The sequence below is a fragment of the Pseudofrankia saprophytica genome (assembly GCF_000235425.2).
GTDB classification, from domain to species: Bacteria; Actinomycetota; Actinomycetes; order Frankiales; family Frankiaceae; genus Pseudofrankia; species Pseudofrankia saprophytica.
Genome location: NZ_KI912267.1, coordinates 823830 through 843724, shown reverse-complemented (window position 1 = coordinate 843724; position 19895 = coordinate 823830). Strand labels below are relative to the sequence as shown.

Annotated in this window: 19 protein-coding genes and 1 pseudogene; 6 read left to right on the top strand and 14 right to left on the bottom strand. The window is 72.0% G+C overall.

Translation table 11 applies throughout. From position 1 onward, the window contains the following. Positions 1-18 precede the first annotated feature (18 nt). The 3 genes from FRCN3DRAFT_RS0238035 to FRCN3DRAFT_RS0238025 all read right to left on the bottom strand — a co-directional run bounded on the left by FRCN3DRAFT_RS0238035 (position 19) and on the right by FRCN3DRAFT_RS0238025 (position 2549). A complete protein-coding gene (locus tag FRCN3DRAFT_RS0238035) occupies positions 19-1014 on the bottom strand; it encodes a magnesium and cobalt transport protein CorA (RefSeq protein WP_007510567.1) in 996 nt (331 codons plus the stop codon). A gap of 311 nt (positions 1015-1325) precedes the next feature. After that, on the bottom strand, positions 1326-1880 hold the full coding sequence (locus FRCN3DRAFT_RS0238030; RefSeq protein ID WP_007510569.1) for an NUDIX hydrolase: 555 nt from the start codon (positions 1878-1880) through the stop codon (positions 1326-1328). A gap of 102 nt (positions 1881-1982) precedes the next feature. After that, positions 1983-2549, bottom strand: a complete 567-nt coding sequence (locus FRCN3DRAFT_RS0238025) for a TetR/AcrR family transcriptional regulator (RefSeq protein ID WP_007510571.1) — start codon at positions 2547-2549, stop codon at positions 1983-1985. A 112-nt stretch (positions 2550-2661) separates the two neighbouring features. Here FRCN3DRAFT_RS0238025 and FRCN3DRAFT_RS0238020 point away from each other — a divergent pair, with 112 nt between their 5' ends. The 3 genes from FRCN3DRAFT_RS0238020 (at position 2662) to FRCN3DRAFT_RS0238010 (ending at position 5170) form a co-directional block, all read left to right on the top strand. Next, a complete protein-coding gene (locus tag FRCN3DRAFT_RS0238020; RefSeq protein ID WP_007510572.1) occupies positions 2662-3603 on the top strand; it encodes an SDR family NAD(P)-dependent oxidoreductase in 942 nt (313 codons plus the stop codon). Between the two features lie 75 nt (positions 3604-3678). Further along, on the top strand, positions 3679-4137 hold the full coding sequence (locus tag FRCN3DRAFT_RS0238015) for a PPOX class F420-dependent oxidoreductase (RefSeq protein ID WP_342436067.1): 459 nt from the start codon (positions 3679-3681) through the stop codon (positions 4135-4137). Positions 4138-4177: 40 nt separating this feature from the next. Continuing rightward, positions 4178-5170: an ABC transporter substrate-binding protein gene (locus FRCN3DRAFT_RS0238010; RefSeq protein ID WP_198536208.1), complete on the top strand. Its 993-nt coding sequence runs from the start codon at positions 4178-4180 to the stop codon at positions 5168-5170. A gap of 51 nt (positions 5171-5221) precedes the next feature. On the opposite strand, the pseudogene FRCN3DRAFT_RS48250 reads toward FRCN3DRAFT_RS0238010, so the two are convergent. The 8 genes and pseudogenes from FRCN3DRAFT_RS48250 to FRCN3DRAFT_RS48245 all read right to left on the bottom strand — a co-directional run bounded on the left by FRCN3DRAFT_RS48250 (position 5222) and on the right by FRCN3DRAFT_RS48245 (position 10764). Next, positions 5222-6126: pseudogene (locus FRCN3DRAFT_RS48250) on the bottom strand (DUF72 domain-containing protein). A gap of 185 nt (positions 6127-6311) precedes the next feature. Next, on the bottom strand, positions 6312-7520 hold the full coding sequence (locus FRCN3DRAFT_RS0238000) for a hypothetical protein (protein WP_007510580.1): 1209 nt from the start codon (positions 7518-7520) through the stop codon (positions 6312-6314). Continuing rightward, entirely contained in the window at positions 7517-8074 is a 558-nt protein-coding gene (locus FRCN3DRAFT_RS0237995) for a SigE family RNA polymerase sigma factor (RefSeq protein WP_007510582.1), read from the bottom strand. The genes FRCN3DRAFT_RS0238000 and FRCN3DRAFT_RS0237995 overlap by 4 nt, the downstream gene beginning before the upstream one ends. Before the next feature lie 121 nt (positions 8075-8195). After that, positions 8196-8417, bottom strand: coding sequence for a hypothetical protein (locus tag FRCN3DRAFT_RS54570; RefSeq protein WP_131803508.1), 222 nt, complete (start codon positions 8415-8417; stop codon positions 8196-8198). Positions 8418-8738: 321 nt separating this feature from the next. Next, positions 8739-8933 (bottom strand): hypothetical protein, encoded by a 195-nt coding sequence (locus FRCN3DRAFT_RS0237985; protein WP_232794383.1) that lies wholly within the window; start codon positions 8931-8933, stop codon positions 8739-8741. Positions 8934-9102: 169 nt separating this feature from the next. After that, positions 9103-9558 carry a nitroreductase/quinone reductase family protein gene (locus FRCN3DRAFT_RS0237980; RefSeq protein WP_007510588.1) on the bottom strand — a complete coding sequence of 152 codons (456 nt, stop codon included), beginning with the start codon at positions 9556-9558 and terminating at the stop codon, positions 9103-9105. Positions 9559-9714: 156 nt separating this feature from the next. Beyond that, positions 9715-10119: a diaminopimelate decarboxylase family protein gene (locus tag FRCN3DRAFT_RS0237975; protein ID WP_007510590.1), complete on the bottom strand. Its 405-nt coding sequence runs from the start codon at positions 10117-10119 to the stop codon at positions 9715-9717. Between the two features lie 102 nt (positions 10120-10221). Next, positions 10222-10764 (bottom strand): hypothetical protein, encoded by a 543-nt coding sequence (locus FRCN3DRAFT_RS48245; protein WP_007510591.1) that lies wholly within the window; start codon positions 10762-10764, stop codon positions 10222-10224. Between the two features lie 227 nt (positions 10765-10991). Here FRCN3DRAFT_RS48245 and FRCN3DRAFT_RS0237965 point away from each other — a divergent pair, with 227 nt between their 5' ends. Beyond that, the gene (locus FRCN3DRAFT_RS0237965) at positions 10992-14312 is read left to right on the top strand and encodes an ATP-binding protein (protein ID WP_007510593.1); all 3321 of its coding nucleotides are present in this window, start codon (positions 10992-10994) and stop codon (positions 14310-14312) included. On the opposite strand, the gene FRCN3DRAFT_RS0237960 is transcribed toward FRCN3DRAFT_RS0237965, so the two are convergent. The 3 genes from FRCN3DRAFT_RS0237960 to FRCN3DRAFT_RS54565 all read right to left on the bottom strand — a co-directional run bounded on the left by FRCN3DRAFT_RS0237960 (position 14267) and on the right by FRCN3DRAFT_RS54565 (position 17203). Next, positions 14267-15070: an ABC transporter permease gene (locus FRCN3DRAFT_RS0237960; protein ID WP_007510595.1), complete on the bottom strand. Its 804-nt coding sequence runs from the start codon at positions 15068-15070 to the stop codon at positions 14267-14269. The genes FRCN3DRAFT_RS0237965 and FRCN3DRAFT_RS0237960 overlap by 46 nt on opposite strands. Further along, positions 15067-16029 carry a daunorubicin resistance protein DrrA family ABC transporter ATP-binding protein gene (locus tag FRCN3DRAFT_RS0237955; protein WP_007510596.1) on the bottom strand — a complete coding sequence of 321 codons (963 nt, stop codon included), beginning with the start codon at positions 16027-16029 and terminating at the stop codon, positions 15067-15069. Before FRCN3DRAFT_RS0237955 ends, FRCN3DRAFT_RS0237960 begins: the two co-directional genes overlap by 4 nt. A 163-nt stretch (positions 16030-16192) precedes the next feature. Then, positions 16193-17203: a serine/threonine-protein kinase gene (locus FRCN3DRAFT_RS54565; RefSeq protein ID WP_269799875.1), complete on the bottom strand. Its 1011-nt coding sequence runs from the start codon at positions 17201-17203 to the stop codon at positions 16193-16195. A gap of 832 nt (positions 17204-18035) precedes the next feature. Between FRCN3DRAFT_RS54565 and FRCN3DRAFT_RS0237940 the strand changes: the two genes are divergently transcribed. Beyond that, complete coding sequence (locus FRCN3DRAFT_RS0237940) at positions 18036-19118, top strand: aromatic ring-hydroxylating oxygenase subunit alpha (protein WP_007510600.1); 1083 nt, start codon at positions 18036-18038, stop codon at positions 19116-19118. A gap of 52 nt (positions 19119-19170) precedes the next feature. After that, on the top strand, positions 19171-19797 hold the full coding sequence (locus tag FRCN3DRAFT_RS0237935; RefSeq protein WP_007510602.1) for a nucleoside deaminase: 627 nt from the start codon (positions 19171-19173) through the stop codon (positions 19795-19797). Positions 19798-19895 lie beyond the last annotated feature (98 nt).

Below are 19895 nucleotides of genomic sequence, written 5' to 3'. Positions count from 1 at the left end.
CCTAGAACCAGCCCCGGCTCACAGCCAGCCGTTGCGTTTGAACACGCTGTAGAGCAGAACGCTGACCGCGACCATGAGCGCCAGCGCGGCGGGATAACCCCAGACCTGGTGCAGCTCGGGCATGTGCTCGAAGTTCATGCCGTAGATGCCCGCGGTCGCGGTGGGGACGGCGGCGATCGCCACCCACGCGCTGATCTTGCGCATGTCCTGGTTCTGGGCGACGGAGACCTGGGCCAGGGTGGCCTGCAGGAGGGAGCCGAGCAGGTCGTCGAAGCCGGCGATCCGTTCGGTGACGCGGTTCAGATGGCCCTCGACGTCGCGGAAGTAGCTGCGCACCTCGGGCGGCACCAGGCCGGCGGCGCCGTCCGGGTCGGCGAGCACCCGCAGCGCCGGGGCCAGCGGCAGGACGGCGTGCTTGAACTCGATCACTTCCCGTTTGAGCAGGTAGACCGCTCCGGCGTCGGGAAACCGGGCCCGGTGGTCGAACACGGCGCTCTCGAGGGCGTCGATGTCGGTTTCCACCAGGTCCGCGACCTTCAGATAGTCATCGACGATGTGGTCAGCGATGGCATGCAGCACGGTGGCCGGACCGCGGGCGAGCAGCTGGGGGCGGGCTTCCAGCCGGGCGCGGAGCGTCTGGAGCTCGCCGTGCGCGCCACGACGGACGGTGACCACGAAATCGCGGCCCAGGAAGACCATGATCTGCCCGGTCTCGACGATCTCCGCGGTCGTGGAGACGTCGTCGTGCTCGACATAACGGATGGTCTTCAGCACGGCGAACAGGGTGTCGTCGTAGCGTTCAAGCTTGGGCCGCTCGTGGTCCTGGGAGGCGTCCTCCACCGCGAGCGGGTGCAGCCCGAACGTGGCCGCCACCGCGGCCAGGTCATCCTCCGACGGCTCGTACAGGCCGAGCCACAGGAAGCTGTCCCGCCCGGCGCGCACGGTGCGCAACGCCGCGTCGAACCCGTGCGGATGCGGGTCGCGCTCACCCTGGCGGTACACCCCGCAGGCCACGACCGAGCTCCGCGAGCCCAGCGGCGGTCCTTCCAGGCCGGACGTGCGGCGTCGCGGATGGATCAGCGAAACCGGCCGGCGCAGCGCGTCACCCAGCCGCGTGGCACCGTCCCTGACCGCGGAAGCCGGGCTGGATACCGGACGGCGTGGTCTCGGCGCACGCTCCTGCTCCCAGTTCACAAGAAAAGCCTACGGCCGGGGCGGAAACCACAGGCCTGGCCCATCGGCACCGCCAGCGGGCCGTGACGTCACCAGGCGCGCGCGGGCCGGAATCCGAACCGGCCGGGTCGGGTCGGGTTGGGTTGGGTTGGTCAGCCGAACAGGCGCCGCGTGCGCGCCAGGGTCTCGCGCAGGTTGTCCTCGGCGGCGAGCTCCAGCGCGTCGGGCACGGTGAGCCAGCGCAGGGGAGCGGTCGGTTTCTCCGGGGTGGCCGCGTCGGGGGTGGCCGTCGCGAGGACGAAGCGAAGGTCCGCGTGCTCGTGCGCGGGTTCGCGGGGCGTCCCGGGTACCGAGACCACGACCGCGTGCCGCAGCTCCCCGGTCGGCCAGGGGCGCAGATCGGCCAGGCCGGTCTCCTCCTGGCCCTCGCGCAGGGCGACGCTCAGCGGGTCGATCTCCCCTGGGTCGCCGTGGCCGCCGACCTGCAGCCAGCTCCCCATCTTGTCGTGCCAGCGCAGCAGGACCCGGCCGGACTCGGGGTGCACGATCAGCGCCGACGCCGTGAGATGCAGCGGAACGGCGCGCGACCACGGGTCGGGGGTGTCACCGACCATCGCCCGGATCCTGGTGACGTCCGTCGTCTCGACCTCGCCGACGGGTTGGTAGCCGGCGAGCAGGGCGGCGGCACCCTGGGAAGGGGAGAGCATATTGAGGACCCTAGGAGACGTCCCGTCCCATCCGTCCGTTCGCCCAGCCTTTGGGCGCGCTCGGGCCCTGGCGAGCGGCGCTCAGGGCCTGGTGAGCGGCGCTCAGGGCCGGGCGCGCAGCGCGTCCATGAGCAGGTCGAGCAGGCGGCCGGCCTGGTCGCGGTCCCGCAGGTCCGCGGCCGCCAGAGACAGGCCGCTGAGGCTGATCAGGACGTCGTCGGGTGGCACGTCCGAGCGCAGCGTCCCGGCCGACGAACCGGCTCGCAGCAACGCCGTCACGGCGCCGGTCAGCCGGTCGCGGCTGTGGGAGAAGGGATCGCCGCCGGAGGCGATGAGCGCGCGCAGGGCGTCGCCCATGCCGCGTTTCGTGCTCATGTAGTCGATGAAGTGCTCCATCCAGGCTCGCAGCGCCTGGTCGGGCGGCATTGTGGCCAGCAGGCCGTCGACGGAGTCGCAGAGCCGGTCGAGCTCGTTGCGGTACGCCGCGTCGACAAGTGCCTCGCGGGTAGGGAAGTGGCGGTAGAGCGTGCCGATGCCCACGCCTGCCTCCTTCGCGATCGCCTCGAGTGCGATGTCCGGCCCGTCCTGCGAGAAGGCTCGGACGGCGACCTCCAGCAGCCGGTCCCGATTGCGCCGTGCGTCGGCGCGCAGCGGTCGTGTGGTGGCCATCACACCTCCCTCGCGGAAAGATTCGGAGGCTCCTCCGGTTAGTGTTCGACGAGCCGGAGGTTCCTCCGGTTGAGCGTACCGAGTCGTACCGAGTATCGAGAGGGAGCGCGTCATGACCGATCGGATCATCACCCCGTTCACCGCCGAGTCGACGGCCGCCGAGGTGATCGACGGCATCGACCTCTCCGGCCGTCGCGCCGTCGTCACGGGTGGCGCCTCGGGCATCGGCATCGAGACGGCGCGTGCGCTGGCCGGCGCCGGCGCGGAGGTGACCCTGGCCGTTCGCGACGTCGACGCGGGCGACCGCACCGCCGCCGACCTCATCGCCAGCACCGGCAACAAGCAGGTCCTCGTGGCTCGCCTCGACCTCGCCGACCAGGCGTCGGTCGCCGCGTTCGTCGCCCAGTGGGACGGCCCGCTGGACATCCTGGTGAACAACGCCGGCATCATGGCCTCGCCGCTCCTGCGGACACCGGAAGGCTGGGAGCTGCAGTTCGCCACCAACCACCTGGGCCACTTCGCCCTCGCCACCGGGCTGCACGGCGCGCTCACGGCCCCGGGCGGCGCCCGGGTCGTGTCGGTCAGCTCGAGCGCGCACCACCGCTCGCCGGTCGTCTTCGACGACATCCACTTCGAGAGCCGGGCGTACGAGCCGTGGTCCGCCTACGGGCAGTCCAAGACCGCCAACGTGCTGTTCGCCGTCGAGGCCAGCAAGCGGTGGGCCGGCGACGGGATCACCGTCAACGCGCTGATGCCTGGCGGCATCCGGACCAACCTGCAGCGCTACGTGTCCGAGGAGGACCTGGAGCGGCTGCGTGCCGCCGCGGGCGGGGCCGACCTGAAGTGGAAGACCCCCGAGCAGGGCGCCGCCACGTCGATCCTCGTCGCGACGTCACCCCTGCTCGACGGCGTCGGCGGACGCTACTTCGAGGACTGCAACGAGGCCGAGGTCGGCGCGCTCAGCGCCCGCAACGGCGTCGCGCCCCACGCCCTCGACCCCGAGGCCGCCGCGCGGCTGTGGGACGTCTCCGTCACGACGCTGGCCGGCCGGTAGCGGCCAGCCCAGGCCGGGCCCGCCAGTCCCGGTGTCGATGGGCGGGCCCTGGGCAGAACCAAGCCGCACCGCGACGTGAGCGCGTCGGTGACGCGGAGGGAGGATCTGGCCGTGACGAAGCCCCCGTTGCCCGAGAAGGTAAGCGAACTGTTGGCAGAACCGAATCCGTGTGTGATCACGACCATCCGGCCGGATGGCCAGCCAGTCTCCGTGGCCACCTGGTACGTGTGGGAGAACGGCCGGGTACTGGTCAACATGGACGAAGGTCGCAAGCGGCTCGAGTACCTGAGATCCGATCCCCGGGTGTCGCTCACCGTGCTCAAGGCAGACGACTGGTACACGCACGTCAGCCTGCAGGGCCGGGTGGTGGAGCTGAAGGACGATCCGGACCTGGTCGACATCGACCGGATCGCCACGCACTACACCGGCCAGCGGTACGCCGCCCGGGACCGGGGGAGGGTGAGCGCGTGGATCGAGGTGACGAGCTGGCACGGCTGGGTGTCCGGACGAAGGATGCAGACCGCCGAGCACTGACCACCGACCACTGACGACAGGGCTTCGACCGGTGGCGACGGTGCGAGCGGTACTGGTGACGCCGCTGTCCGGGCCCCTGGCGGAATACGGCCGGTCCGGCGCGACCGCCCTCACCCTGTGGGCACAGGAGTTCGTCGCGCCCGACCGGGTGTCCCTCGAGGTGGTGGACGCCCATCCGGACGTGCGTCGGGCGGCCCGCCGCGCCGAGGACCTTCGCCCGGAGCTGTTCCTCGGTCCGTACGGGAGCCGCCCGGCCGCCGACGTCACCGCGACCACCCGCCGCCTGGTCTGGAACCACGGGGGCGCCCAGGTTCCGCCACGGACCAACGTGGTGAGCATCCTCGCCGCCGCGGATACGTACTTCGCCGGCACGGTGGAGATGATCCGCCGTGGGTTCCCCGGTGTCCGGACGGTCGGCGTGCTGCACGGCCCCACCGGATTCGCCCGCGGCGTCGCCGCCGGCGCGACGGAACGGGCGCAACGGCACGGCCTCGAAGTCCGCGAGGCGGTGCTGCCCGCCGCGCCGCCGCGAGCCGACGCGTTGTTGGTGGCGGCTCGCTTCGACGAGGAGCTCGCGCTCGCGCGCACGGTGGACCGCGCGGGGCTGTGGGTGCTCGGTTTCGTCGCGGCCGGGGTGCGGGAGGTGCTCGCCGAGCTGGGCGACGCGCGGGAGGGCCTCGTGGGCCCGGCGCAGTGGCTGCCCGAAGCCGCGCCCGAACCGGACGAGGGGCCCACCGCGGCGTCGTTCGTCGCCGCCTATCGCGCGCGCGCCGGCGTGGAACCGCCGTACCCGGCCGCGCAGGCGTTCGCCGCGGGACTCGTCGCCCTGCGCTGCCTGCGCTCGGCGGGTTCGGCCGATGACGTCGCCCTGCGGGCCGAGGCACGGCGGCTGACGTGCACGACGCTGTTCGGTCCGTTTCGCGTCGACGAGTCCGGAAGGCAGCTCGGGCACCAGGTACTGACGGTGCAGTGGCAGGACGGGCGGCGGGTGGTCGTCTGGCCACCGGAGCGGGCGAACGCCGCACCACGCTGACGCTGACTCGGACTCGGACCGGAATCCGGCGGCGGTCCCCGTTGCCGACTTCTACACCTCGGCGGGCACGGCGACGGTATCAGCGCTGAGCATGTCGACCAGCTGCCGCGCGTTGACCTGTGCGTAGTCGGCGTAGCAGTTGTTCATCAGGACGTGGGTGGTGGATGCCTCCTCGGCGAGGTGGCGCAGCCTGGGCGCCCACTCACGCAGCTCCTGGTCGTCGTACAGATATCCGAAGCGCTCGTGAACGTCCTTGCTGGTCCAGGTGTCGCGCCGGCCGTGGAAGCGCACGACCGAGAGGTCGGCAGTGGCGGCCGCGACCGGCGGTATCGAGCTGGGATAGCCCTGCGGCATGTCGACGCAGACATAGGGCAGCGCGTGGGAGGCCAGGAAGTCGAGCGTCTCGCGTTGGTTGCGCTCCTCCATCCAGGTCCGGTTCCGGAACTCCACGCAGATCGGCAGTGGGGCGCAGCGTCGCTGGCATTCCAGGATGTATTTCTTGTTCGCGGCGCCGACGGGAAACCACCGCGGAACTGGAACAGGATCGAGCCCAGCTTGCCAGCGCTCGCCAACGGCTCGAGCGCCGCGAGGAAACGGTCCCACACCTCGTCCACGGCCACCGGGGGCAGGCCGCGGGCGTAGACGGTCTTACGGCCGTCCGGAACCGCGGCGCGCAGGTCCGGGTAGAGCGCCGCCGGCCGAGTCGGATGCTGCGTGAGCAGAGAGAAGGCCTTGATGTCGAAGGTGAACTCCCGCGGGCTGCGCTCGGCCCACGCGCGTACGGTGCTCTCGCTCGGCGGCGCGTAGTAGGTCGCGTCCACCTCGACCAGCGGGAACCGCCGTGCGTGGTAGCGCAGCCGCTGCTCCGGTGTCGTGACCTCCGGCGGGCACCATCCCGACGCCAGCAGGGTCGGGTCCGTCCAGGATGCGGTCCCGACCAGGATCCTGCCCCCCATGCCCGGCCTCCCGTCCGCCGCTGTTCCCATAGGCACGGCTCCCGTTCACCGCGTCGTGCCGGTTGGAGCCGTGACCATTCCGGCTGGGGACGAACTGGCGAGGTGGGCGGAGACCACGCCGCCGGCTCGGGCAGTTGCCCGAGCCGGCGGCGGGACGGGAAGGCCGGCTCGGCGGAGCCGAACCCCTATCCCGGCGGCCTGGCGGTCGAGGAGGCGCGGTATGTCAGTCTCTCGGGGATCGGGAATCCCGACGCGTCAACGGGGCCGGTACAGTTGATCGAAATTCTGTCAAGGTTGGCCAAAATGAAACCGTCGTGGCCGGGAGCCGCGGGGAGCAGCGCACCCGTGGGATAACCCTTGTCCGACAGATCCGCGGGCCGGTTCGGAGCCCGGCTCGCCGCCTGGAGGCACGCCTCACGCAACTCGTTGGAGCGTTCCGGGGAGGGATATTCAGGAATGTCGGTCGGATCCTTCCACGCAGCCAGCTGGTCGACGAGCGTCCCGGCGGCGTCGAAGGCGTAGAACGCGAGGGGCTGGTCCCAGGCGGGGAAGTTCTCGCCCTCGACCTTGAACCGAGCGAGGAAGGCACCGTCGTCGAGGATCGGGACGACGATGCTCTCACCGGTCGGGAACACGGCAAGCAGCAACGCCACGTCCGGGGACACCCGCCCAGCACCGTACCGGTCGTACAACCAGCCCCCGCCCTGGAAGTTGAACGACGTGAGCGGACCATCGGGCGGGAGTAGATACTGTTCGTAGAGTTTCGCGCCTTGCCCTAGTTCGGCGGTGGCCTGGTCGAAAGCGAGGCGGCCGTCCGCCCCGGTGGGGATCGTGCACAGCGTCATGAAGGTCTCGGCCACGACCAGGGCAGCGGCTCCCTGCTTGTCCTGAATCGCGCCGAGGACCCGGCGAGTGTCGCCTGGTGTGTCTCCCGGAAATCCGCACCGTTGGCTGAGGGTCGCCTTGTCGCCCTCGGTCAGCGGCACGGCTCGGGGAGTGTCCACCAGCCGGATCTTGATCGGTGGCTGCCCGGCCGCCCCGGGTACCTCGGTGGGTACCGCTGGCTGCTGTCCTGGCGTCGGTGTCGGCGTCGTTCCCCCTCCGCCCGCGGGCACCACCGCGGCCGGTTTGTTTCGCTGATCCAGCGGTCCGACGCTCAGGACGGCGGCGACGACGGCGATCACCGCCACCGTCGCCGCGCCGATCAGCCCGGCGCGTCGGACCGCGTGGCGTCGCCGTTCCCGGACGATCCGCGCCCGGGTCTCCGCCCAGGTGGCGGTGCGTGGCCGGACGCTGACCTGGGTGGCCGTCGTCCGGACCCAGGCCGCGACCTCCTCGCGAGACCAGTCTTCGAGAGCCTGTCGTTCCGGCCGCGGCCGCGAGCTGCTGTTCACTGTGCCTCCTTCCTGGTGGTGGTGACCCGTCGCGGGGCGAACGCGCCCGGTGATGGTTGGCGAATGCCGATCAGGGCCGGGTGGGCCCGCAGCTTCGCCAGGCCCCTCGATGCCTGGCTCTTCACGGTGCCGACCGAGCAGCGCAACAGACTCGCGACCTCGGTGTCGGCCAGGTCCTCGCAGTAGCGCAGGACCACCACGGCGCGTTGCCGCGGCGGCAGGCTGGCCAGCGCCTGGGCGAGGCCGGCGCGGTCCTCCACCGCCCCCAGCTCCGATGAGCGGTCCGGGCGGTCCGGCGGCTGGGCGACGAGGACCTGTGGTGGCCGCCGCCGACGGAACCGCCGGGCGTTCGCGTTCACCATCACCCGCCGCACATAGGCGTCGGGCCGGTCATGCGACCGCACGCGTTTCCAGACCCGGAACGTGCGCGCGAGCGCGGTCTGGGTCAGGTCCTCGGCCTCGCCGAAGTCGCCGGTCAACAGGTAGGCGAAGCGCAGAAGCCCAGGTAGGCGCGGGACGAAGTAGTCCCGGAATTCGTCGTCCTCGGTATCCATCCGACCTCCTCGCCCCACAAGAGGCCACAGCGGTCGCGCATGGTTGCGTGGACGGACGACAAATGTCGCACGGGCGCAGTCACGCGCCCGGGGCCGGCTGTCCCCTGGCCGAGTTCAGCCGTCAGACCGACTGGCGGTCGCCATTGGACCTGCTGCTGCCGACGAATCCGCTGCCGACGGCGACGCCGCAGGGCGAGAAGCCTGAGCCGTCGACGGGTCCGCTCGACCTGGAGGCTGTCGACGGCGTGCCAGGCGGACCACCGCTCGGCGACGTCGACCACAGCGTCAGGGCACCGGCGAGCGCCAGTGCGGCGCCCAGCGTGGCGCCCAGTGCGGCAGGCACATACCCATCCGCCTCGTCCTGCCATGAGCCGTCGAGAGCGATGGTATACGGGGAGTAATCGAGAGGATACGGCTGAGGTGGCCGCTGACGGCCCATCGCGGCCGGCTGGTGTGACTGCCTGGGTCGCGCCACGGGCAGTCTGGAGTGTCCCTCGACCTAGCCCTGGTTCCGAAATGGGATCGTGGCATTTCGGCAAGCCCATGGACAGCCTGAACTGACACGCTTCGCGGCACTGCTGTCGGTGTGTGTCAGATGAGTGGGCCTATTGGCTGGGTGAGGTGCCACGGTCCGACATAGATGGTCGAGGTCAGCCCTGATCGCTTACGGGCGTGCCCGGCGACGGCTGAAGGCCAGCCACGTCACGGAACGCGCGATCACGGCGACGACGAGGGCGGCCACGACGTCCTGCCACAGGCTGTCGCCGTCCTCGACGAACAGGATCGCGATGGTCTGCAACCCGACGAAGATGACGAGAGAGCACACCGTCTCGGCGCGACGGCTCCCAGGCTGCCCCATTCCTGCCATGATCTCCGGTCCCTCCGACTGGCTGCCGGGACGGGCGCGATCCCAGCCGCGGCAATGTGGCTGGAGTGTAGGCAGGGAAGCCGAGAAGGGAACGGTAAAGAACCCCCCAGGTAAGCAATCCGACAGACGGCTCAGAGCGCCCGGTGAAGGGCGGATGCGGTCAGGTCGCGCGGGGGATTAGGCGGATGACCGGGAGCTCGCGGTCGGTCTTCTGCTGGTACTGGGCGAAGCGGGGGGAGGCGGCGGTGATCTGCTGCCACGCGGAGTCGCGCGCCCTGCCGTGGAGCTGCTCGGCGGTCACGGCCACCTTGCGGCCGGCCGTCTCGACCTGGACCTCGTCTGGGTGCGCGGCGAGGTTGTAGTACCAGGCCGGGTTGCGGGCCGCGCCGGCGGCCGACGCCACGATGAACCAGCTGAACTCGCCGCCGGGGAAACACGCGACCGGGGTCTCGCGCGCGGTGCCGGTCCTGCGGCCGACGGTGGTCAGGACCAGGGCGTCGGCGTTCATCGCCTGGCCGCCCTTGCGGATCCTCTTCGCCATCAGTTTGTTCGGCAGATTGACCCACTTGCCAGGCTGCCGGGCGCCGCGGGTGCCGTTCTGCGTGTCGAAGCTCATCTGACTACCTCCACAGGGCCTGTGTCGTCCTGACAAGACCTGTGCCCATCTTCACCCCGTCGCTCACCGCGCTCATCGGCCACGCCGCCCGGCCAGGCGGCCAGGCGGCCAGGCAGCCAGGCGGCCAGGCGGCCAGGTGAAGAGTGGGGGCGGGCCTCAGAGGCCGGCTTCCCTGGCCAGGAGGTCCTCGTCGGTCTCCCGCCGGACGAGGAGGCGGGCGTCGCCGTCGGCGACGGCGACCAGCGGTGGCCGGCCGACCAGGTTGTAGGTCGAGGCGAGGCTGTGGTGGTAGGCGCCGGTGCAGGCGACGGCGAGCAGGTCGCCGGCCTGGACGTCGCCCGGCAGCGGCACGTCCCGGGCGAGGATGTCGCCGGCCTCGCAGTGGCGTCCCACCACCGTGACCGGCCGGGCCGGCGCGGCGTGCGGCCGGCCGATGAGCGCGATGGTGTAGCGGGCGCCGTAGAGCGCCGGGCGCGGGTTGTCGCTCATGCCACCGTCGACGGCGACGAAGGTGCGCACGCCGGGGAGGTGCTTGACGGCCCAGCCGCCGCAGCTCGTCATGCGAGTCGACCACCACCCGGCCGACGGAGTAGTCGAGGGCCGCCTTGAGATCCTCCGCGGTGAATGTCCACGTCGTCATCAACCCTCGCGGGAGCGCCCCGCTCAGGCGTCGGGTGTCGGCTCGGCCTGGTCTGGTCCCGGCTGCCCGGCGGCCGTGCGGCGGACTATCTCCTGGAGCCGTTCGCGCAGGGTCGGGTCGCAGTGGGCGTCCACCGCCCGGTTCAGCGAGACGCCGCCCGCCCAGAGAAGCTGGAGGATCTCCATCAGCGGCCCGGTCTGCCCGCTGAGGTCGTAGCTCGTCTCGTCCTCGGCCAGGGTGAACCGTGCGGGGACGAGCCCGTTCACCAGCGCGCTGCGGGACCAGTCGATCTGAACGGCGTGCGTGGCCGGATCGACGAGCACCACGATCTTCCCGGCGTCCAGACTCGCTCTGCGGCCCTCGCCGGCAAGCAGCCGGGCCGCCGTGTCGAACGAGAAGTCCGATCCCCTGACGTGCAGGCTGACTCTGATCTCCGGCTGGCCGCCGACGCCCGCACCCGTCTCGGTCAGGCCGGTGACGAGGGCGAGAGCCAGCACCCTCTCCCGACTGGTGATGGTTGCCCCGGTGGTTGCCCGCGGCTGGGGCTGGGGAGAGCGCCCTAACATCAGCATGCTCCTGTCTCGGAATCGCGTGTCGTCGGCCGGGGCCAGCAGCTCCGCCGAGTCCGAGGTGACCTCCCGCCCGCTCCCATGCGCTCTGTCCGCCGCGTCTGACGATCACCCGAAGGGTGGAATCGTATCTGTTCGGTTCGTCACAGGCCGGCTTTGCGGGCAGCTCTCCCGGTGCCCGGATCGTGATCGTCGGGCTCCCGCGGCCGGGTTAGTCTGCCTGGGTGAGCATCGAGCTGACACTGCTGTCACGGGTTGCCTACCGTGATCGGGAGGTCAGCGGCCGCCGGCTGCGCAGCCTGCTCGCGTTGCTGGCCGGCGACCTGGCGGCGGGCTGCGGCCTCGCCCGGCTCGTGGACGGGATCTGGCCGGACGAACCGCCGGAGAACCCCGCCAAGGCGTTGCAGATCCTGGTCTCGCGGGCCCGGCGGCAACTGGGCGCGGAGGCCGTCGTCCGCACTCCCACCGGCTACTGCCTGACGTTACGCAGCGACCAGGTGGACGCGGCCGTGGTGCCGCTGCGCGTCGCCGCCTGCGAACGTCATACCCGCGCCGGCGACCATGCCGCCGCGCTGGCCGACGCGGAGGCGGGGCTCGCGCTGTGGGACGGGGTTCCGGAGGAGGACGACGCCGGGCTGGATGACCCGTTGGCGGCGCTGCGGGCGCTGCGGGCACCGGAGTACTGGTCGCTCACGCGCGCCCGCGCCCTGGCGTTGTCCCGGCTCGACCGTCTGTCGGACGCCGCCCGGCCGCTGGCGCAGCTGTACGGCCGCCGGCCGCGCGACGAGGAGGTGCTGCTGGAGCTGCTGCGCTGCGAGGTGGCGGTGCTGGGCCCGGCGGCGGCGCTGGCCCGCTACGAGGAGCACCGGCGCGCGCTGCGCGCGGAGCTCGGCGTCGACCCGGGCGCGGCGCTGCGCGCGGCCTACGACCAGCTGCTCGGGCAGGCCGCGCCCCCCGTCCGGCGCGGTGTCCGCAACGAGCCGAACCCCCTGCTCGGCCGGGACGCGGACGTGCGGGCGGTGACGCGCCTGCTCGCGACCTCGCGGGTGACGTCGATCGTCGGCCCCGGCGGCCTGGGCAAGACGCGCCTGGCGCACGCCGTGAGCCGCCTCGCCGAGCAGCGGGTCGTGCACGTCGTCGAACTGGCCGCGATCAGCGGCGACGACGAGGTCGCCGCCGCGGTCGCCTCCGTTCTCGGCATCGCGGAGAACCCCAGGACGTCGCCGGGCCGCTCCGGCACCGCTGGTACCGCCGGCAGCTCCACCGCCACCGCCGGCAGCTCCACCGCCACCGCCGCCGCCGTCGGTCCGGCGGGCACCGCGGCGGCGATCGCACGCGCCCTCGGCTCCGGCACCGTGCTGCTCGTCCTGGACAACTGCGAGCACGTCGTCGCCGGAGTCGCCGACCTGGCGCGGGCGCTGGTCTCCGCGAGCCCCAACCTGCGGGTGCTCACCACGAGCCGGGCGCCGCTGGGCCTGTCCTCGGAGTCGGTCTACCCGCTGCCCGAGCTGGACCCGGCGACCTCGGCCGAGCTGTTCGGCCAGCGCGCCCGGGCCGCCCGTCCCGGGCTCGACCTGTCGACCGCGGCGGTCGAGGAGCTGTGCCGCCGCCTGGACGGGCTGCCGCTCGCCGTCGAGCTGGCCGCCGCCCGGGTCCGCGTCATGTCCGTCGCCGAGATCAGCCGCCGGCTCGACGACCGGTTCGCGTTGCTGCGCGGGACGGCCCGGGACGCGCCCGAGCGCCACCACACCCTCTCGGCGGTGGTCGAGTGGAGCTGGAACCTGCTCGAACCGCCCGCCCGGGCGGCGATGCGCACGCTGTCGGTCTTCCCCGGCGGGTTCACGGCCGAGACGGCGGCCCGCCTGCTCGGCGAGAGCGAGGGCGGCGACGCGGTCCCGGCCGTGGTGGAGCACCTCGTCGACCAGTCCCTGCTGAAGGTCGACGACGCGCCGTCGGGCACCCGGTTCCGCATGCTGGAGACGGTGCGGGAGTTCGGCGAGGCCAGGCGGAACGCCGCGGGGGAGACCGAGCGGGTGGTCGCGGAGTTCCTGGCCTGGGCCCGCGCCTTCGGGGTCGCGCACCATGCCGACCCGTTCGGCGCGGAGCCGGCGCCGGCCGTCGGACGGATCCGGGACGAGCAGGACAACCTGCTGCGGGCGCTGCGCCTGGGGCTGGCGGCAGGCGACGGGGCCACGGTCGCCGCGACGGCGGGCGTGCTCGCGGCGCTGTGGACGATCGAGTCGAACTACACGCCGCTCGCCGCGCTGATCGACGACACCTCCTGGCTGCTGTCGCACTACCGGCCCGAGCCCGCGCTCGTGGAGGTCACCCGGGCGGCGGCGGCGTTGGCCACCGCCTATCTGTTCTCGTTCCACGGCCCGTGCGCGGTCCGCTCCCTCGTCGTGCTGCGCCGGCTGCCCGCCGCGCCGGCGGACACGGTCGGCCGCGCCGCCGCGGCGGTGCTGCGGGCAGCGCCACGGCTGGACGCCGCGGGGCTGGCCGCGCTGTGCGCCAGCGCGGAGCCGCTCGTCGCGGGGATCGCCCGGATCGTCCTCAGTTATGTCCTGGAGCGTGACGGTGACCTGGCCGGCGCGGAGGACGCCGGCCGGGGAGCGCTCCAGCTGGTCCGGGTCGGTGAGCTGCCCTGGGCCCGCATGATGGCCCACGGGCGGCTGGCCGAGCTGGCGATGAACTCCGGCCGGGGCGACGAGGCCCTGTCCCATCTTCGGGCGGCGTCGGGGATCCCCGACGGCATCGAGGACCTCGCGGACGCCTTCGGGGTCGGACGGGCGATGGCGCTCGCCCACCTGCAGGCCGGGGCCGTCGACGACGCGGAGCGCTGCCTGCTGCCCGCGCGGGCACGAGCGGCCCCCGACGCCGACACGGCGGCCTACCGCTCGTTCGACCACGCGGTGCGAGGCGAGTTCCTGTTCGCCCGCGGTGAGATCGACGCGGCGCTCGCGGCCTGGCGGCTCGCCGTCGACGCCGCGAACAGCACCAGCCTGCCCGGCGTCCATGCCGACCCGGGCCTGTCCCCGTGGGCATTGGAGATCAAGGCGGTGGCCGTGGTCGCGCACGCGCGCCACGGCCAGCTTGGCCTTCTCCCGGAGGCCACCGACGAGGTGGTCCAGCTGCTGCCGGACCTGCTGACCCACCCCGAAAGCTTCGAGCCGTCCTACCTCACCGGCGCGCCGCTGTGCGGGGCGTTGGCGTTGGCGCTGGCGATGGTGACGCTGGACCGGGGCCGGCGCGACGGTGACGCCGAGGCCGCCGGGTCGGGAGCGCGGCTGGTGGCGTTGGCCGAGCGCTTCGGGTATCTCCGGCAGTTCCAGCCGACCATGTCCTTGGCCGCCGCCCGGGACGTGGTGCTGGCGGCCGACCGGTCGGCGTACGAGGACGCGGTCACCTCGTACGCCGACCTGGGCCCCGCCGAGCTGCGCGTGGCCGCTCTGGCCGCCGTGCTCGCCGCGCATGCGTTCGACCGGCCGCGGGCGTCGCCTCAGCTCGAGGGGTCCCGGTCGAACAACCTCCTCGCCCACAGGTAGCCGACCAGTGCGATGCCGGCGCACCAGGCCGACGTGATGATCGCGGCGTCGCCGATCGGCGTGCCGGTCAGCAGTCCCCGGATCGTGTCGATGAACGGGGTGAAGGGCTGGTACTCGGCGAAGGCCCGCAGCCCGGCGGGCAGCGAGTCGGTCGGCACGAAGCCGCTGCCCAGGAACGGCAGCAGCGTCAGCGGCATGGGTAGGTTGCTCGCGGCCTCGACGGTCTTCGGCACCATGCCGAGAGCGACCGACAGCCAGGTGACCGCAAAGGCGATCATGGCCAGGACGCCCGCCGCGGCGAGCCACTCGAGCGCGCTGGCATCGGGCCGGAAGCCCACCAGCAGCGCGGCGGCGAGCACGATCACCAGGCTGATCATCGTCTGGATCAGGCTGCCGACGACGTGGCCGGTGAGCACCGAGGCGCGGGAGATCGCCATCGTGCGGAAGCGGGCGACGATGCCCTCGGTCATGTCCATCGCGACCGCGATCGCCGTGCCCTGGGGGGCGGTCGCGATGGTCATCAGGAGAATCCCCGGCGCGACGAAGTTGACGTACGCCGTGCGTCCGCCGCCGCCGGACGGCGTGGCACCGGCGAGTCCGTCTCCCAGCGTGCCGCCGAAGACGTAGACGAACAGCAACAGGAAGATGATCGGAATCCCGGCCATGAACAGCGGCAGGCTCGGGTAGCGCAGCAGGTGTCGCAGGTTGCGGCGCAGCATCGTCGCCGAGTCGGTCAGGGCGAGGGCCGGGCTGGTCATTCTGACGCCACCTTCGCGGAGTCGGTGCGGCCGGTGAGGGCGAGGAACACGTCGTCGAGGTCGGGGGTGTGGACGGACAGTTCGGTGACGTCGACGCGGGCGCCGTCGAGCTGGTCCAGCAGCGCCTTCAGGGAGCGGACGCCGCCGTCGCTCGGGACCTGCAACGTGAGCTCGCGATCGTCTCGCCGCTCCGCGGCGCCGAGCAGCTCGGCCGCCTCGCCCAGGCTGGCGCCGTCCGCGAACCGCAGGAGGACATGCCCGCCGGGAACGAGTCGCTTGAGCTCGGCCGCGGTCCCGTCGGCGACGAGCCGGCCGTGGTCGAGCAGGGCGATCCGGTCGGCGAGCTGGTCGGCCTCCTCCAGGTACTGGGTGGTGAGGAAGACCGTGACCCCGGTCGACGAGAGGTCTCGAACGATCTCCCAGACGGTGCGCCGGCCGCTGGGGTCGAGGCCGGTGGTCGGCTCGTCCAGGAAGAGCACCGACGGGTCGCCGACCAGGCTCATCGCGAGGTCGAGCCGACGGCGCATCCCGCCCGAGTAGGTGGCCGCCGTCTTGCGAGCCGCGCCGGTGAGGTCGAACCGGCCGAGCAGCTCGGCCGCCCGGCGCCGGCCCTCGCGGCGGCCCAGATGGTGCAGGTCCGCCATCAGGATCAGGTTCTCCTCACCGGTGAGGAGGCCGTCCACCGCGGAGAACTGGCCGGTGACGCCGATGGCGGCGCGGATGGCGTCCGGTTCCGTCGCCAGATCGTGCCCGGCGACGGACACCCGCCCGGCGTCCGGGCGGATCAGGGTCGACAGGATCCGTACGGCGGTCGTCTTGCCGGCGCCGTTCGGTCCCAGCAGCGCGAAGATCGTTCCGGCTTGCACGTCCAGGTCGATGCCGGCCAGCACGACCTGTTCGCCGAACGCCTTGCGCAGCCCGGTCGCCGAGATGGCCGGCGCGAAGCTGTGAGGTGACATGCGGCGAAGCGTGCGGCCTGGCCGGATTACGGCGGTATCAGCGCGGTTTCACGCGCGAGTGCGCCGTGGGCATCTCCTGATCCGGCGCCTCGGCCCTCAGTACTGATCGAGGGTGAGTGGTGGAAGATCTTCCCGGCGCCATATGCCGCTGGAAGATCGCCGGTCAGCCGCGTCGTTTGTTCAGGTGCTCCAGCACCATGGAAACGTCGGGACGAGCGGCCGGGTCCTTGGCGAGCGCCCGCCGGACGAGGTGGCTCAGCGCTGCGTCCAGTCCCTCCAGCACCGGTTCGGCGTCGAGCGTCCGGTACATGATGGTCGCGATGTCGCCGCCACCGAACGGCGGAGCACCCGTGCCGGCGAAGGCGACGAGCGCGCCCCAGGCGAAGATGTCGGTCTTCGGGCTCGCGGGTGGCTGGCCCCGGAACTGCTCGGGTGCCATGAAACCCGGAGTGCCCACCGTCGTCGTGCCGCGGCTGAACACCTCGCTGGCGTCCGTCGCCCGGGCGATGCCGAAATCGACCACCCTGGGCCCGGTATGCGACATCAGGACATTCTGGGGCTTGAGGTCGCGGTGGATGATGCCCGCCTGGTGGATCGCGGCAAGAGCCGAGGCCACCGCCACGGCGAGCTGCTCCAGCGTCGAACCGTGCAGGGGGCCGTTGCCGCGCACCCACGCCGACAGCGTCGGGCCCTCGATGTACTCCGTCACCAGATATGGCAGCGGCCCTTGGCCGTCGAAGTCGAGGATCTCGGCGGTCGAGTGCCGTGCGACACGGCTCGCCGCGAGAGCTTCCCTCCGGAACCTCTCCCGGTAGTCACCCGCCGCGGCGAACTCGGCCCTGATGGTTTTGATTGCCACCTTTCGCCCGGCGGGATCCACGCCAAGATAGACGTTTCCATACCCGCCCTGGCCGAGGCGTCCAAGAATTCGGTATACGCCCAGCTGTCGGGGTTCGTACGATTCGAGCGGCGGGAGCGACGCCGGCCCGGCCCGCCCGTGGCTCGCGGCGATCAACCCGGATGAGCCAGGAATTGGAGGTCCGGACGGCGCGAGATCCGGATCTCCGGCCGGCTCCGACCGGCCTGGGCGGACGACCTGCCCTGGAGTATTCGGGCGAAGCGGATGCTCCGCGAGGGACGTCGGGGGTGCTATCTCCTCTGTCTCACGGTTCACATCGGGACCGGTGACACCGGCGTCAAATCCGCTGGGAAAGTTATCGGCCCACTGATCTTCGTTTGTCGGATACCTGGGCGTGAAACGCGGACGGAAACCCGGCGCCAGTCCGGTCTCCGCGTCATCGGTCAGTTCCCTAGACCACTGGCCGGCTCGGGGACCGCGGGGCACGCGGAATTCTTTGGCTGCGCGGCCAGAGCGGGACGACAGCACGACGAAGACGACAGCGCCGACGATAAGCACCACGATGAGCGTGATGGCCAACACGGAAGACGACACGCCCACCCCCCTCGGCGCCCTGCTTGACCACGCAGTGGACACAGTAGACGGAGACGGCGGATCGACGGCGCCGGGTCGGGAATCTGTCCTTCGCCGGCATATCCCGTCGGCCCGACGGCCCGGGCGATGCGGTCCCGAGCCTGCCCCACCAGGACGGCCGGCCGCCGCCGGTGGTCGCCGGAGTCACGTCGTTGTTCGACGGGCGCCATCGGCCCGTAACGGCGGCAGCGGATAGTCGGGAGGCCACACGGGCGGAAGGAGGTGTGCCGGATGAGGCAGGACCGTCGTGTCGACGTGCGCCGCCAGGTCCACCGGCATGCCTGGACCCGCGGCCGGATCGCGCACGGCGCCTGACGCCCGCGGCGTCCGCGCCCAAGACATCCGTCCCCAGGCCCTTTGGACGGCTGAGCCCTGCGGCTGGACCCCTGCCCTGCGGGCGGACCCCCACGGCCGGCGCCTCGTCGGGCCGCATCCGAAGAAAGCCCGCCAGTCCTTTGTCGCGTGCCTCCGTTGCGCGCGATCCCGACCCTTCCGAACCCTTCCGAGGATTCCGATGGCTGACACACCCGCCGCGCTCGCCGCTCCGGCGGCGCTTCCTACCGACTGCTCCTTCGACCCGGACGACTGGGCGATCCTCGCCCGGCACTGGTACCCGGTCGCGCTGTCCCGCGAGGTCCGCGACCAGCCGGTCGCCGCCCGGCTGCTCGATGAGCGGCTCGTCGTCTACCGCGCCGGCGACGCGGTCGTCGTCGCCCGCGACATCTGTCCCCACCGCGGCGTCCCGCTGACTCTGGGCACCGGCAACGGCGAGACCATCGCCTGCGCCTACCACGGGCTGCGGTTCGGCGAGTCGGGACGTTGCGTCGCCATCCCGGCGCAACCGGCCGCGAAGATTCCCGCTCGGATGACCCTGCTGACCTACCCCGCCGTCGAGCGGTACGGGCTGGTCTGGACCTGCCTACGCCCGGGCCAGGAGCTCGCTCCCGGCGGTTCGGCTCCCGACGGTTCGGCGGCGGCCATCCCGCGGATGCCGCACTGGGACGAGCCCGGCTTCCAGCAGGTGACCTGCCCCGCCTTCGAGGTCGCCGCGTTCGCCGGCCGCCAGCTGGAGGGCTTCCTGGACGTCGCGCACTTCGCGTTCGTGCACACCGCGACTTTCGCGGACCCGAACAACAGCGAGGTGCCCGACTACTCGCTCACCCCGACCGAGAGCGGCTTCACCGCCGACTACTGGAGCACTGTCGGGAACTACCCGCGCGGCGGCCCGCAGGGCGATCCCGATTTCCGCTGGCTGCGTCACTTCGAGGCGCACCTGCCGTTCACCGGCACGCTCGTCGTGCATTTTCCGGGCGAGGGCCGCCTCGTGATCATGAACGCCGCGTCGCCCGTCTCCGCCCGGCAGACCAGGATGTTCGCCCCGATCGCGAAGAACTTCAACATCCACCAGCCCGACCAGGAGATCTACGACTTCAATCTGCGGATCTTCGAGGAGGACCGGGCCATCGTCGAGGCGCAGCGGCCCGAGAACCTCCCGCTCGACCCCCGCATCGAGGTCAACATCGCCGCCGACCGCAGCTCGGTCGCCTATAGGCGCGGCCTGCGCGCACTTGGCCTGAGCCACTTCTTCACCGCCTGAACCGCCTGAACCGCCTGAAATGCTTAAACCGCCTGAATAGGAAGCCCCCCGGATGAACCCCACCCCCGCGTCGCCCACCAGCCGCGCCGCCACCGCGCTCGATGTCGCCCTGCCCGCCTGGGTCGACGAGGAGGTCCGGGCGACCGGTGGCGTGCTCCCCGACGTCGAGGAGCGGATGCACCTCGTGCACCGTCTCGCGGCCCGCAACCACCAGGAAGGCCACGGCGGCCCGTTCGCGGCCGTCGTCGCCAACCCCGGCACCGGCGAGATCTACGCCGCCGGGGTGAACCTCGTCCTGGCCACCGGCCTGTCCACGATGCACGCCGAGGTCGTCGCCCTCTCCTTCGCGCAGACCAGGCTCGGGCTCTGGGACCTCAGCGCCGTCGGCTCCCCGGTCGAGCTCGTCGTCAACTGGCGTCCCTGCGTCATGTGCTACGGCGCCACCATGTGGTCCGGCGTCCAGCTCCTCACCATCGCCGGCGAGGGCGACGAGATCGAGCAGCTCACCGGCTTCGACGAGGGACCCATGCGCGACGACTGGGCCCAGCAGTTCGCCGACCGCGGCATCACCGTGCGTTCCGGCATCCTGCGCGACGAGGCCCTGGAGGTCTTCGCGGACTATGGCAACCGCGACGACGTCATCGTCTACAACGCCCGCGGTGGCGCCGCGTCGAGCTGATCGAGCCAGGCGTGGAACACCAGGCGGGCCCGCCTGGCGATGGCCCACCCCAGACCAGGACCTGACGCGGCGGGCTTAACGTCGTGCTCAGAGTCGGG

What these genes read in the sequence shown, in the direction of transcription:
- FRCN3DRAFT_RS0237955 (WP_007510596.1), bottom strand. Translation starts at nt 16,029, where the DNA reads ATGTCACCTCACAGCTTCGCGCCGGCCATCTCGGCGACCGGGCTGCGC.
- FRCN3DRAFT_RS0237980 (WP_007510588.1), bottom strand. Translation starts at nt 9,558, where the DNA reads ATGAGCTTCGACACGCAGAACGGCACCCGCGGCGCCCGGCAGCCTGGC.
- FRCN3DRAFT_RS0238030 (WP_007510569.1), bottom strand. Translation starts at nt 1,880, where the DNA reads ATGCTCTCCCCTTCCCAGGGTGCCGCCGCCCTGCTCGCCGGCTACCAA.
- FRCN3DRAFT_RS0237975 (WP_007510590.1), bottom strand. Translation starts at nt 10,119, where the DNA reads ATGACGAGCTGCGGCGGCTGGGCCGTCAAGCACCTCCCCGGCGTGCGC.
- FRCN3DRAFT_RS0237940 (WP_007510600.1), top strand. Translation starts at nt 18,036, where the DNA reads ATGGCTGACACACCCGCCGCGCTCGCCGCTCCGGCGGCGCTTCCTACC.
- FRCN3DRAFT_RS0237935 (WP_007510602.1), top strand. Translation starts at nt 19,171, where the DNA reads ATGAACCCCACCCCCGCGTCGCCCACCAGCCGCGCCGCCACCGCGCTC.
- FRCN3DRAFT_RS0238025 (WP_007510571.1), bottom strand. Translation starts at nt 2,549, where the DNA reads ATGGCCACCACACGACCGCTGCGCGCCGACGCACGGCGCAATCGGGAC.
- FRCN3DRAFT_RS48245 (WP_007510591.1), bottom strand. Translation starts at nt 10,764, where the DNA reads ATGTTAGGGCGCTCTCCCCAGCCCCAGCCGCGGGCAACCACCGGGGCA.
- FRCN3DRAFT_RS0237995 (WP_007510582.1), bottom strand. Translation starts at nt 8,074, where the DNA reads ATGGATACCGAGGACGACGAATTCCGGGACTACTTCGTCCCGCGCCTA.
- FRCN3DRAFT_RS0238020 (WP_007510572.1), top strand. Translation starts at nt 2,662, where the DNA reads ATGACCGATCGGATCATCACCCCGTTCACCGCCGAGTCGACGGCCGCC.
- FRCN3DRAFT_RS0237985 (WP_232794383.1), bottom strand. Translation starts at nt 8,933, where the DNA reads ATGGGGCAGCCTGGGAGCCGTCGCGCCGAGACGGTGTGCTCTCTCGTC.
- FRCN3DRAFT_RS0237960 (WP_007510595.1), bottom strand. Translation starts at nt 15,070, where the DNA reads ATGACCAGCCCGGCCCTCGCCCTGACCGACTCGGCGACGATGCTGCGC.